Here is a 13360-nt window from a genome sequence, read left to right as displayed (position 1 = left end):
CCACCTCGACACCAAATGCCGAGCCACCAAACCACCCAACGCACCCGTCGCCCCCGTCACCAACACCGTCCCCTCCCCACCGAACGACGGAAGGAGACCGTCCGCCTCGGGTGCGAGGACGGAGCGGGTGAGGGCGGGAACGCGGCAGACGCCCTGGCGTACCGCCAGCTGCGGCTCGCCGGTGGCCAGGGCCGACGGCAAGGCCCGCGCGGACGCGGGGACCGCGTCGACATCGAGGAGGACGAACCGGCCGGGGTTCTCGGACTGGGCGGAGCGCACCAGGCCCCACACCACGGCCGAGGCGGGGTCGGTGACCTCCGCCGGGGAGTCGACCGCGACGGCCCCGCGCGTGAGGAACACCAGGCGGGCGGCGGCCAGACGGTCGTCCGCGAGCCAGTTCTGGACCACGTCGAGCACCCGGTGCGCGGTCAGCCGCGCGGCGGAGGGTTCCGGCGCGTCCTCGCCCGTCACGACCGGCACCACGACGACGTCCGGAGCCGCGGCTCCCGCGTCCATGGCCCGGCCGAGCGCGGCCACGTCGGCGTGGGTCCCGGCCTCGGCGCCCGGGATCTCCACGGCGCCGAAGGTGTCGTGCGTGTCGTCACCCAGGACGGCCCACCGCGCGGCGTTCTCGGGACCGGGCGTCACCGCACGCCAGTCGATCCCCAGCAGCGACGCGTGCCGGGTGCCGCCCGCCTCGGGCGCCCGCTCGCCGGTGGTGGGCAGCAGGACGAGGGACTCGACGGACGCCACCGGGGCGCCGGACACGTCGCTCAGGAAGAGGGACAGGGAACGCTCGCCCGTACGGGTCAGCCGGGCCCGCAGGACCGAGGCGCCCGCACCGCTCAGCCGGATGCCGGACCACGAGAACGGCAGCAGTCGGCCTTCGTCCCGCCCCTCGTAGTCGTCGAGGACGATCGCGTGCAGCACGGCGTCCAGCAGGGCCGGGTGGACGGCGAAGCGCTCGGCGTCGGCCGCGGGCCCGGCGGGCAGGACCACCTCGGCGAAGGTGTCCTCGCCCTTCGTCCAGACGGCCCGCAGCCCCTGGAACGCGGGACCGTACGAGTACCCCTGGGCGTCCAGCCGGTCGTACAGGTCGGTGATCTCGACGGCGGAGGCACCCACCGGCGGCCAGGCACCCTCCTGCGCCCCCACACGCCCGGCGACCGCCACCGTCATCGTTCCGGAGGCGTGGCGGATCCACGGGACCTCTTCGGCCGAAGCGACGCCGAGACCACCCGCGTCGGACCGGCCGTGGACCGTGAACTCCCTGCGTCCGGAGGCGTCGGGTGCGCCGGCGGTCAGCTGGAAGTGGACGCCGTCCGAGCCGGTGAGGACGAGGGGTGCGTGCAGGACGAGTTCCTCGATCTCGTCGCACCCCGTGACCTCGGCCGCGTACAGCGCCAGCTCGACGAAGGCCGTACCGGGCAGGATCGTCGCCCCCGCGATCGCATGGTCCGCGAGCCACGGGTACTCACGCAGCGACATCCGCCCCGTGAACAGATGACTCCCGTCCGGCAGTTCCGTCGCCGTCGCCAGCAACGGGTGCACCGCCGCCTCGAGCCCCAGACCGGCCGCATCACCGGCCGCGACGGGCGCGGCCAGCCAGTACCGCTCGTGCTCGAACGCGTACGTGGGCAGCTCGACCCGCCGCGCACCCGTCCCGCCGAAGTACGCCGTCCAGTCGACTGCGGCGCCGGTGGCGTGGAGGCGCGCCAGGGCGGTGACGAGCGCGGTGGGCTCGTCCAGCGTCCGGCGCAGGGCCGGGACCGCGTGGTCGGAGTCGATGAGCGGGGTGAGTACGGCGTCGGGGCCGATCTCCAGGAAACGGGTCACGCCCTGGGCGGTGAGGGTGGTGACGGCGTCGGCGAAGCGGACCGCGTCACGCACCTGCCGCACCCAGTACGCGGGCGAGTCCAGCTCCGCAGCCGTCTCACCCGTGACGGTCGACACGACCGGGATACGGGCGGAACCGTACGCCAGCCCGTCCAGGACCGTGCGGAACTCCTCCAGCATCGGCTCCATCAACACCGAGTGGAACGCGTGCGAAACCTTCAACCGCGACGTACGAACACCCCGCTCGGCGAAATGCTCGGCGATCCGCAGGACTTCATCCTCGACACCCGAAACGACCACCGACGACGGGCTGTTGACCGCCGCAATACCGACGCCATCCGTCAGCAGAGGAAGGACGTCGGCCTCGGAGGCGCCGACGGCGACCATCGCGCCGCCCTCCGGCAGCGCCTGCATCAACCGCCCACGCGCCGCCACCAACACCGCCGCATCCGCCAGAGACAACACCCCGGACACGTGCGCGGCAGCGATCTCCCCCACCGAGTGACCGGCGAGAGCATCCGGTCGGACACCCCACGACTCCACCAGCCGGAACAGCGCCACCTCGACCGCGAAGAGTGCGGCCTGCGCGAACACCGTCTGATTCAGCAGACCGGCGTCCTCACCCCACATCACCTCCCGCAACGGACGCTCAAGATGCACATCAAGCTCCGCCACCACCGTGTCCAACGCCTCAGCGAACACCGGGAATGACGCATACAGCTCACGCCCCATCCCCAGACGCTGAGCACCCTGACCCGAGAACACGAAGGCAGTACCGCCGTCGCTCCGCGCCTGCACCGGCTGAACCGAGCCGAGCTGCGCGAGCAGCTCCTCACGACCCGCACCCACCACCACAGCCCGGTGCTCCAGCGCCGCACGACCCGTCGCCAGCGAGAAGCCGACGTCCACCGGCGACAGCTCCGGCCGCTCGTCCATGAAGTCGGCCAGGCGCTCCACCTGAGCCGCCAGCCCCTCCGCCGACCGCGCCGACACCACCCACGGCACCACCGGCAGCGCACCGCCCGAGGGATCGGCCACGGGATCGGCCGCCTCCGCCTCCGGGGCCTGCTCGATGATCACGTGCGCGTTCGTCCCGCTGATACCGAACGAGGAGACACCCGCCCTGCGGACCCGCTCCCCCGCCGGCCACTCCACCGACTCCGTCAGCAGCTCCACCGCACCGGAGGACCAGTCCACGTGCCGCGACGGCTCGTCCACGTGCAGCGTCCGGGGCAGCACCCCGTGCCGCATCGCCTGGACCATCTTGATCACACCACCGACACCGGCAGCCGCCTGGCTGTGTCCGATGTTCGACTTCAACGACCCCAGCCACAAAGGCCGTTCGTCCGTGCGCCCCTGCCCGTACGTCGCCAGGAGGGCGTGGGCCTCGATCGGGTCGCCGAGCTTCGTGCCCGTCCCGTGCGCCTCCACCGCATCCACGTCGGCCGCCGACAGACCGGCACTCGCCAGCGCCTGCCGGATCACCCGCTGCTGGGCCGAACCGCTGGGGGCCGTCAGGCCGTTCGACGCACCGTCCTGATTGACCGCGGAACCCCGCACCACGGCCAGGACCGTGTGCCCGTTCCGACGCGCGTCCGACAGCCGCTCAAGCACCAGCAGACCCACGCCCTCGCTCCAGCCGGTCCCGTCCGCCGCATCCGCGAACGCCTTGCACCGCCCGTCCGGCGACAACCCGCCCTGGCGGCCGAACTCGACGAACATGCCCGGCGTCGCCATGACGGTCACGCCGCCGGCGAGGGCCATCGTGCACTCACCGTTGCGCAGCGCCTGTGCGGCGAGGTGCATCGCCACCAGCGACGACGAGCAGGCGGTGTCGACCGTGATCGCCGGGCCCTCGAACCCGAACGTGTACGAGACGCGGCCGGACGCGAGGCTCGGGGTGCTTCCCGTCAGCAGGTGGCCCGTGACGTCCTCGGGGCCCGCGTGGGTGAGCGAGACGTATTCCTGTCCGACGGCCCCGGCGTAGACGCCGGTGCGACTGCCGCGCAGGGTCTCGGGCCGGATGCCGGCCTGTTCCAGCGCCTCCCACGCGACCTCCAGCAGCAGCCGCTGCTGGGGGTCCATCGCGAGCGCCTCGCGCGGGGAGATCCCGAAGAACCCGGCGTCGAACTCCGCCGCATCGTGCAGGAACCCGCCCCGGCCGGACGGGCCGGTGGCCTCGACGTCCCATCCGCGGTCGACGGGGAACGCGGAGAGGGCGTCCTGGCCCTCGGCGACCAGCCGCCACAGGTCCTCCGGCGACCTCACGTCACCGGGGTACCGGCAGGCCATGCCGACGATCACCACGGGGTCGTCCTCGGTGCTCACTCCCGCACCGGCACCCGCACCGGCACCGGCGCCCGCACCCAGGTACCCGGGCAGGACGGCGGCGACTCCGTGGTCGGCCCGGGCGTCCGTGTCCAGCGCGTCGCGAAGGTACCTCGTCAGCGCCGCCGGGGTCGGGTGGTCGAACAGCACCGTGCTCTGGAGCCCGAGCCCGGTCGCGGCGCCGAGCCGGTCCCGCAGTTCGACGGCCATGAGCGAGTCGAATCCGAGCTCCCGGAACGCCAGCCCGGTGTCGATGCCGTCCGCGTCGTTCCGGCCCAGGACCGCGGCGACATGGCCGCGGACCAGCCGCGCCACGTCCAGGTCCCGCCGAGGGCCGGGCACGTGCTCCGCGCCCGTCCGCCCCGGCACCGGTCCGCCGTCCGACGCCCCACCGCCCGTCGCGTGAACCGTCCCGCCGCCCGCTGCGTGGGCCGGCCCACCGCCCGACGCGCCGACCGTCCCACCGGCCGGCGCGGGACCTGCCGCGAGCCGCGCCGTACCGCCCCCCTCCGGCCAGTACCGCTCGCGCTGGAAGGCGTACGTCGGCAGCTCGACGCGCGTGCCGCCGTGGGGTGCCAGGACGGTCCGCCAGTTCACGGCGGCACCGTGGGCGTGGGCCGAGGCGAGCGCGGCGAGCGCCGCGGGGGCCTCGGGCCGCCGGGGGTGGAGCACGGGGACGAGGACCGGGGGGTGACCCCCTTCGTCGGCGAAGCCGTCGAGGGCGTCACGGGCCATGCCCGCGAGGACACCGCCCGGGCCCAGCTCGACGAAGACGGTGGCCCCCTGGGACCACAGGGTGTGCAGCCCGTCGTGGAAGCGCACGGCCTGCCGGGCGTGCCGCACCCAGTAGTCGGCCGAGCAGATCTCCTCGGCCGTGACCTGCCGGCCGGTGACGTTGCTGATGATCGGGGTCGTGGGCGGCGCGAAGGTGAGGCCTTCCGCCACGGTCCTCAGTTCCGCCAGGACCGGTTCCATGAGCGCGGAGTGGAAGGCATGGCTGACGCGCAGCCGGCTGACCCGGCGGTTCTGCCCGCTCCAGTGGTCCAGGATCCCGGTGACCGCGGCCTCGTCGCCGGAGACCACGACGGAGGCGGGGCCGTTGACGGCGGCGATCGACACCCGGTCGCCGTGGGCGGCGAGACTGCCGAGGACCTCCGCCTCGGTCGCCTCGATCGCACCCATGGCTCCCCCGGCGGGCAGCCCCTGCATGAGGCGGCCTCGGGCGGCGGCCAGGGCGCAGGCGTCCTCCAGGCTGAGGACGCCGGCGGCGCATGCGGCGGCCAGTTCGCCGATGGAGTGGCCGACGACGAAGTCCGGGCGCAGCCCCCAGTGGTCGAACTGGCGGAAGAGCGCGATCTCGACGGCGAACAGCGCGGTCTGGGTGTACACCGTCTCGTCGAGCAGGGCCGCCTCGGGCGTGCCGGCGGAGGCGAACAGCACGTCGCGCAGCTCGTGTTCGACGTGGCCCGCCAGGTGACGGTCGAGGTGGCCGCAGGCGGTGTCGAGGGTCTCGGCGAAGACGGGGCAGGCGTCGTACAGTTCCCGGCCCATGCCGGCGTACTGGCTGCCCTGGCCGGTGAAGAGGAAGGCGAGGCCGGCGGTCTGGCGGACGCGGCCGCGGACCAGTCCGGCGGCGGGCTCGTGGGCCGCCAGTGCGGCCAGTCCGCCGAGGAGTTCCTCGCGGTCGTGGCCGAGGACGACCGCGCGGTGCTCGAAGGCCGTGCGGTGGGCGGCCAGGGAGCGGCCGAGGTCGGCGGCCGTGTGGTGCGGGGCGGCGGTCGCGTGGGCGAGGAGCCGTTCCGCCTGGGCGCGGAGCGCTGCTTCGCTGCGGCCGGACAGGATCCAGGGAACGGGCTGCGCGCGCACGGCCGGTTCGGGGGTGTGCGGCGGTGCGGCGGCGGGGGCGGGCGGCTCCGAGACGAGGACGTGGCAGTTGGTGCCGCCCATGCCGAAGGAGCTCACGCCGGCGAGCAGCGTCCGGTCGGGACGCGGCCAGTCGCCGAGTTCGCGCTGGACGTCCAGGTTGAGGGCGTCGAGGTCGATGTCGGGGTGGGGCGTCTCGAAGTTGAGGCTGGCGGGGAGCCGGCGGTGCCGGATGCTGAGGACGGTCTTGATGAGTCCGGCGATGCCGGAGGCCGCCTCCAGGTGCCCGATGTTGGTCTTGGCCGAGCCGACGCGCAGCGGGGTGCCGTGGGCGCGGGCGGCGGTGCCGTAGGCGTCGCCGACGCCGGCCGCCTCGATCGGGTCGCCGACCCTGGTGCCGGTGCCGTGGAGCTCGACGTACTGGACCTCGACCGGGTCCACGCCGGCGTCGCGGCAGGCCTGGCGGAGGACCGCGCTCTGGGTCGCCGCGCCGGGCACGGTCAGGCCGTCGGTGGCGCCGTCGTTGTTGACGGCGCTGCCGAGGATCACGCCGAGGACGGGGTCGCCGTCGGCCTGGGCGCGGGCGAGCGGCTTCAGGAGGACGAGTCCGCCGCCTTCGCCCCGTACGTAGCCGTTGGCCCGCGCGTCGAAGGTGTGGCAGCGGCCGTCGGGCGAGAGTCCGCCGAACCGGGCGACGGTCGCGGCGGTCTCGGCGGAGAGGTTGAGGTTGACGCCGCCGGCGAGCGCGAGGGTGCTCTCGCCGCGGCGCAGGCTCTCCACGGCGAGGTGGACGGCGACGAGGGAGGAAGCCTGGGCGGCGTCGACGGTCATGCTGGGGCCGTGCAGGCCGAGCGTGTAGGAGACGCGGTTCGCGATGATGGCGCGCTGGCTGCCGGCGAGGGTGTGCGGGGTGGCGCCGTGGGCCGGGTCCTGGCGCAGGAGGTCGGCGTAGTCGTTCGACATGGCGCCGACGAAGACTCCGGTGTCGCTGCCGTGCAGGGTTCCGGGGACGATGCCGGCCTGTTCCAGGGCCTCCCAGCTCAGTTCGAGCAGGAGCCGCTGCTGCGGGTCCATTTCGAGTGCTTCGCGGGGGGAGATGCCGAAGAACGCGCCGTCGAAGGTGTCGACCCGGTCGAGGAAGCCGCCGTGGCGCAGCTCGGCCACCGGCTGCGCGGCGCCGCCCGCCCCGCCCGCGCCGCCCGTGCCGTCGGCCGGGCCGTCGCCCGCGCCGCCGTCCGTACCGTCGGCCGGGTGTGCGGAGGCGGCCGTGTCCCAACGTCCCTGCGGTGCCCGGGTGATGGCGCTGCTGCCGTCCCTGAGGAGTCGCCAGAAGGCCGCGGGGTCGGCTGCCTGCGGGAGTCGGCAGGCCATGCCGATGACGGCGATCGCCTCCGGCTGCGCGGTACCGGTGAGGACGGCGTGATCGGGCACATGGGTCATGGCGCCTCGCGCCTCCGTTTCGTCGACGGTTCCGGGGCGCGAGGCCGTGTCCTGCCCCCGCCCACCGTGTTCTCGGGCGCCTCGATGCCTCGAACGGGGCGCCGTGACTGAGAGTTCGATACTGCTGCCGCGCCGGTCGCGCCACTACCCGTAGACCACCCCTGCCAGGCGGTTCGGGTAGGGGGCGGGGCCGGGTTCAGCGGGCGGCGGTGGTGGCCGGCAGCGGGGTGAGCGTGTGGAATCCGCGCCGGAAGTAGACCGTGGGGTCCTCGTCGGAGACCCGGGCCGAGGTCACGCTGCCGACGAGGATGGTGTGGTCGCCGGCGTCGTGGCGGGCGCTGGCCTCGCATTCCAGGACGGCGCTGACGCCGTCGAGGACGGGGTGGCCCTGGGCGTTCGTGGTGAAGTCGCCGCGCGAGAACTTGTCGACGCCCTTGGTGGAGAACCAGAGGGCGAGCTCGTGGTGTCGGCTCGGCAGGATGTGGACGACCCAGGACGAGGCGGCCGAGAAGGCGGGGTGGCACTGGGCGTTGGTGGCCAGGCACACCAGGACCAGGGGTGGGTTCAGGGAGAGCGAGCAGAACGAGGTGGCGGTGAACCCCCACCAGGTTCCCTCCTCGTCCACGGTGGTGACGATGGTCACCCCGCTGGGGAAGGAGGCCATGGCCTGCCGGAAACTGTCCGTCAGTTCGTCAGCGGACATGAAATTCTTCCTTCCAGACGGGACCGTGCCGGGTGCGCGCCGTCGCCCGGCTTGCCATGCAAGCGCCGTCGGGGCAGGGCCCGCCAGCCCTGTCGGCCCCTATTGACGCCCGCGCCCCCTGTTCTGCGCCGCCCCGCCCGTGGGTCACCGCGGGGTGGGGACGGCGATGGCCGTGAGGATCAGGCCCTCGTCGACGGTCCACCGTCCGTCGAGCCGGTCCGGGAGGGCCGGAGCGCCCGTCGGCGGGGCGGGGAGCTGGGCCGGGGGCGGGGCGAGGAGCTGGGCCGGGGGCGGGGCGAGCAGCCGTGCCGTGAACGTCCCGGCGTCCGGGTCGAAGGCGATGTCGGCCTCCTCGAACTCCAGGCGCTGGCCGGTGTGCGGGTTCCAGGCCTTGTAGACCGCTTCCTTGGCACTGAACAGGAGCCGGTCCCAGTGCACTGCGCCGTGCCGGGCCCGGTGGTCCGAGACCCGGCGCAGCTCCTGGGGCAGCGCGATGGCCTCCAGGATGCCGGGGGGCAGGGGTGCGTGGCGTTCGGCGTCGATGCCGAGCATGAGGACGTCGGTGTCCCTGGCGAGGGCGGCGCCCCGGTACCCGTCGCAGTGGGTGAGGCTGCCGACGGTGCGGCCGGGCCATCGGGGGGCGCCGTGCCGGCCGGGCAGGACGGGGCCGGTGGGCACCCCGAGCCGTGCCATGGCCTGGCGGGCGCAGTGCCGGACGGTGGTGAACTCGCGGCGCCGGCCGTCCTCCGCCCTGCTGACGAGGGCGGCTTCCTCGGGGTACAGCCGGGCCTCCGGCGGGTCGTCGCGGGCTTCGGCGACGGCGACGCAGTGCGGCAGGATCCGCTGGAGCACGGGGTGTCCTTCGGTTCGGGGGGCGGCGCGGGCGGGGCGTCCGCTCGGGCCTCTGCGGCGGATCATGACCGGGCCGCGCCCTGATCGCCGTACGGGCCCTGGCGGGACAGGACGACGCGGGGCGGCACGGTGGGGCGGTGCCAGGGCTGACGCCATTCGCGCGGGTATCCGAGGGAGACCTCTTCGAAGCGCACGCCGTCGTGCCAGGTGGTGCGGGGGATGTGGAGGTGCCCGTAGACGACGGCCTCGACGGGGAAGCGGAGGTGCCAGTCGGCGGTGCGTTCGGTGCCGCACCACAGGGCGAACTCCGGGTGGCGGAGGATCCGGGTGGGTTCGCGGACGAGGGGGTAGTGGTTGACGAGGACGAGCGGCAGCGCGGGGTCGAGGGCGTCCAGCCGCTTCTCCGTCTCCCGTACCCGGTGCTCGCACCACTCCTGACGGCTGGCGTACGGGTCGGGGAAGAGGAAGAACTCGTCGACGCACACGATCCCCTTCTCGTGGGCGGCGGCGAGGGCCTCTTCCCGGGTCAGCCGGGGGTGGGTGCGGAAGGTGTAGTCGTAGAGCAGGAAGAGCGGGGCGACCGCGACGGGTCCCCGTGGTCCTTCCCAGAGGGGGTACGGGTCCTCGGGGGTGGTGACGCCCAGCTCGCGGCAGAGGGCCACGAGGTGGTCGTACCGTTCGACGCCGCGGAGCCGGACCGGGTCCTGCCGGGGGGTCCAGAGTTCGTGGTTGCCGGGGGCCCAGACGACGTGGGCGAAGTGCTCACGCAGGGTGCGCAGGGCCCACTCGATGTCCTCGACGAGCTCGCCGATGTCCCCGGCGACGAGGAGCCAGTCCCGGTCGGTCCGGGGACGCAGGCCTTCGACGATCTTCCGGTTCTCCTCGTGAGCGATGTGGAGATCGCTGATGGCCAGCAGGTTTCCGCGGTTCATCCTCACCCGTCCCAGCAGAGGTCGTGGCGGCACCCCGGGCCCCGTGCCAGGCCGGCCCCGCCCGTGCCCGGCTTCTCGCCGCCGCACGAAATGCGCAACCGTAGGCTGTCAGACCTGCCCGGCCCCGGTACCCCTAGCCGCCCCTAGCCAGGGCCTGTCCTCCGGACCTCGCGGGGGACTCACCGTCCTCGTCCAGGGGGTCACGGAGCGTGCAGCGGCCCGGGAGCCGGGCGTTCGGTCCTGCACGGGAGCGGAGCCGCCTGGTCGCTCCCCCCTCGACGGCGGCGCCACCGCCGGAACCCGCCGGGCCGCGGCCCCCGGAGACCGTCCGGCCGGGAACCGGACGGCCACCCGGAGACCGTCCGGCCGGGGGCCTTGAGCCGGGGGGCGGCGAAGGAAAGTGCTACAACTGGGTTTGTGACCCCGTCCCGTCTCTCGTGCCCCCCGTCCCGGTGCGGTCGAGCCTAGGCAGAAGATTCGGAAGCGTCGCCGGACAGGTCTTCGTCCTTCAGGTGGCGATCGTGGTGCTGCTCGCCGCCGGGTCCCTGCTGGCCCTGGTGCTGCAGTCGCGGCACGACATCGACCGTGAGGCGCGCGACCGCTCGGTCTCGGTCGCGCAGACCTTCGCGAAGTCCCTGGGCATGCAGGAGGCGCTGAAGTCGCCGGACCCGTCCGCGGTCCTGCAGCCCGCCGCCGAGGACACGCGCAAGGCCGCGGGGGTGGACTTCATCGTGGTGATGGACACCCACGGCATCCGCTACAGCCACCCTCAGCCCGAACGTATCGGTGAACGCTTCGTCGGCACGATAGAGCCCTCGCTCGCCGGCGAGGTGCACACCGAGAGCGTGCAGGGGCCGCTCGGCAAGGAGATCCAGGCGATCGTGCCGGTCACCTCGCCCCAGGGCGAGGTCGTCGGCCTCGTGTCGGCCGGTCTGACGGTGGACAGCGTGAGCGGCATCGCCGACCGCCAGCTCCCGGTCATCCTCCTGGCCATCGCCGGCGGCCTGGCGCTGGCCACCGTCGGCACGGCACTGATCAGCCGCAGGCTGCGCCGTCAGACCCACGGGCTCGGCACGCAGGAGATGACCCGCATGTACGAGCACCATGACGCGGTGCTCCATGCCGTGCGCGAAGGGGTGCTGATCACCGACGGCGAGGGACGGTTGCTCCTGGCGAACGACGAGGCCAGACGGCTGCTCGGCCTGCCGGACGACGCCGAGGGACGCCCTGTCGACGAGGTCGGCATGGATCGCCGCATGGCGGAACTGCTGCTGTCCGGTCGGGTGGCCACGGACGAGGTGCTGGAGGCCGGGGACCGGCTGCTCGTGGTCAACCAACGGCCCACCCACCCCCGGGGCCGGCCGGAGGGATCGGCGGTCACCATCCGCGACTCGACCGAGATGCAGCTCCTGAGCAGCCGGGCGGAGACGGCCCGCAGACGGCTCAAGCTGCTCTACGACGCCGGAGGTGACATCGGCACCTCGCTCGACGTGGTGCGCACCTCGCAGGAGCTGGCCGACGTCGCCGTTCCCCGGTTCGCGGACTTCGTCACCGTCGACCTGGCGGACCCCGTGCTGCACGGCGACGAGCCCGGCCCGGGCGCCGACATGCGGCGCACGGCGGTCAGCGGCATCCGCTCCGATCACCCGCTGTACCCGCTCGGCAGCCTGATCGACTTCCTGCCGTCCACGCCGCAGGCCCGCGGGTACGGCACGGGCGCGGCCGAACTCGTTCCCGATCTCCATGACGCGCCGGGCTGGCACGCCCAGGACCCGCCGCGGACGTCGGCGATCCTCGACTACGGGATCCATTCGCTCATCGCGGCTCCGCTGAAGGCGAGGGGGGTCGTGCTCGGGGTGGTCAACTTCTGGCGGTCGCAGAAACCGGAACCGTTCGACGAGGACGACCTGTCGCTGGCCGAGGAGCTCGTCGGCCGGGCCGCGGTCACCATGGACAACGCCCGCCGCTACACCCGCGAGCACCACCTCGCCGTGACGCTCCAGCGCAGCCTGCTGCCGCAGGACCTGCCGGAGCAGAGCGCCGTGGACGTCGCGCACTTCTACCAGCCCGCCCAGTCCGGGGTGGGCGGGGACTGGTTCGACGTGATCCCGCTCCCGGGCAGTCGCGTCGGGCTCGTCGTCGGAGACGTCGTCGGGCACGGTCTGCACGCCGCCGCCACCATGGGGCGGCTGCGCACGGCCGTGCACAACTTCTCCTCCCTGGACCTGCCGCCCGACGAGCTCCTCGCCCGTCTGGACAACCTCGTCCAGCGCATGGACCAGGAAGGCGACGGCTCCGACCCGAACGGCGGCGTCCTGGGCGCGACCTGCCTGTACGCCGTCTACGACCCGGTATCCCAGAGCTGCGCCATGGCACGGGCGGGCCACATGCCCCCGCTGGTGGTCGCCCCGGACGGCACGACGACGATCTCGGAACTTCCGGCCGGCCCACCGCTGGGGCTGGGTGGCATGCCGTTCGAGACCATGGAAATGCACCTGGCGGAGGGCAGTCAGCTCGTGCTGTACACCGACGGACTGGTGGAGGAGCGGAGCCGGGACATCGCCGAGGGCGTGGAAAGGCTGCGTACGGCACTGAGCCACCCCGATCGGAACCCGCACGCCAGCCGCCGCGCCGTACTCGACGCACTGCTCCCCAGCCGGCCGGCCGACGACATCGCGCTGCTCATCGCCCGGACCAGGACGCTGGGCCCCGGGCGGGTCGCGCAGTGGGACGTGCCCTTCGACCCGAGCGAGGTCGGCGCCGTGCGCGCCCGGGCGGCCGAGCAGCTGGAGGAGTGGGGCCTGCAGGACCTCGCCTTCACCACGGAACTGATCCTCAGCGAGCTCGTCACCAACGCCCTGCGGTACGGCGCGGCACCCGTTCGCGTCCGCCTGCTGCACGACCGCACCCTGACCTGTGAGGTGTGGGACGGCAGCAGCACGGCCCCGCACCTGCGGTACGCCGCCACCATGGACGAGGGCGGCCGCGGACTCTTCCTGGTGGCGCAGCTCAGCGAGCACTGGGGCACCCGGTACACCCCGGAGGGCAAGGTCATCTGGGCCGAACAGGTCCTGCCCACCGCGGACAGCGACCTTTTCTGACCTGTGGTTCCCCGGCCGCCGTCGTCTGGGAAGGACGACGGGTCCGGCCGGCCCGCTCCGGGCCCGGAGGGAGGACGGCGAGCCCGTCGGCCCCTTCGCGCTCGGGTGGGCCGACGGGCGGAGCCGGTACGTCTCCCCCGTCTCCCCCGTCTCCCCCGTCTCCCCCGTCTCCCCCGTCTTCCCCGTCTTCCCCGGGACGTAGGGGGACGTCGGGGGGGTGCCTCTATGTCTTTCGTCAAGCGAGGCGTGGGGTTCTGGGTTCGTAGAAGGTGCCGTCGCGGAGCATCGCGAAGAGCACGCTGATG

Annotated in this window: 5 protein-coding genes; 1 reads left to right on the top strand and 4 read right to left on the bottom strand. The window is 73.6% G+C overall.

Translation table 11 applies throughout. The features are described 5' to 3' along the window. The 4 genes from AB0M16_RS35975 to AB0M16_RS35960 form a co-directional block, all read right to left on the bottom strand. The coding region (locus AB0M16_RS35975; protein ID WP_365350728.1) for a beta-ketoacyl synthase N-terminal-like domain-containing protein at positions 1–7467 on the bottom strand (7467 nt) is incomplete at its 3' end. A 196-nt stretch (positions 7468–7663) separates the two neighbouring features. After that, positions 7664–8170 carry a flavin reductase family protein gene (locus AB0M16_RS35970; protein WP_365350726.1) on the bottom strand — a complete coding sequence of 169 codons (507 nt, stop codon included), beginning with the start codon at positions 8168–8170 and terminating at the stop codon, positions 7664–7666. Between the two features lie 144 nt (positions 8171–8314). After that, positions 8315–9022, bottom strand: a complete 708-nt coding sequence (locus AB0M16_RS35965; protein ID WP_365350724.1) for a 4'-phosphopantetheinyl transferase superfamily protein — start codon at positions 9020–9022, stop codon at positions 8315–8317. A gap of 62 nt (positions 9023–9084) precedes the next feature. Then, positions 9085–9954: a metallophosphoesterase gene (locus AB0M16_RS35960; RefSeq protein WP_365350722.1), complete on the bottom strand. Its 870-nt coding sequence runs from the start codon at positions 9952–9954 to the stop codon at positions 9085–9087. A gap of 437 nt (positions 9955–10391) precedes the next feature. Between AB0M16_RS35960 and AB0M16_RS35955 the strand changes: the two genes are divergently transcribed. Continuing rightward, positions 10392–13055 (top strand): SpoIIE family protein phosphatase, encoded by a 2664-nt coding sequence (locus AB0M16_RS35955; protein ID WP_365350720.1) that lies wholly within the window; start codon positions 10392–10394, stop codon positions 13053–13055. Positions 13056–13360 lie beyond the last annotated feature (305 nt).

The sequence above is a fragment of the Streptomyces sp. NPDC051921 genome (assembly GCF_040680975.1).
Lineage (GTDB): Bacteria > Actinomycetota > Actinomycetes > Streptomycetales > Streptomycetaceae > Streptomyces.
This window is presented reverse-complemented; position numbering and strand designations above follow the sequence as displayed.

Excerpts from the sequence above, each read along its gene's own strand:
- AB0M16_RS35970 (WP_365350726.1), bottom strand. The coding sequence starts at position 8,170 with ATGTCCGCTGACGAACTGACGGACAGTTTCCGGCAGGCCATGGCCTCC.
- AB0M16_RS35960 (WP_365350722.1), bottom strand. The coding sequence starts at position 9,954 with ATGAACCGCGGAAACCTGCTGGCCATCAGCGATCTCCACATCGCTCAC.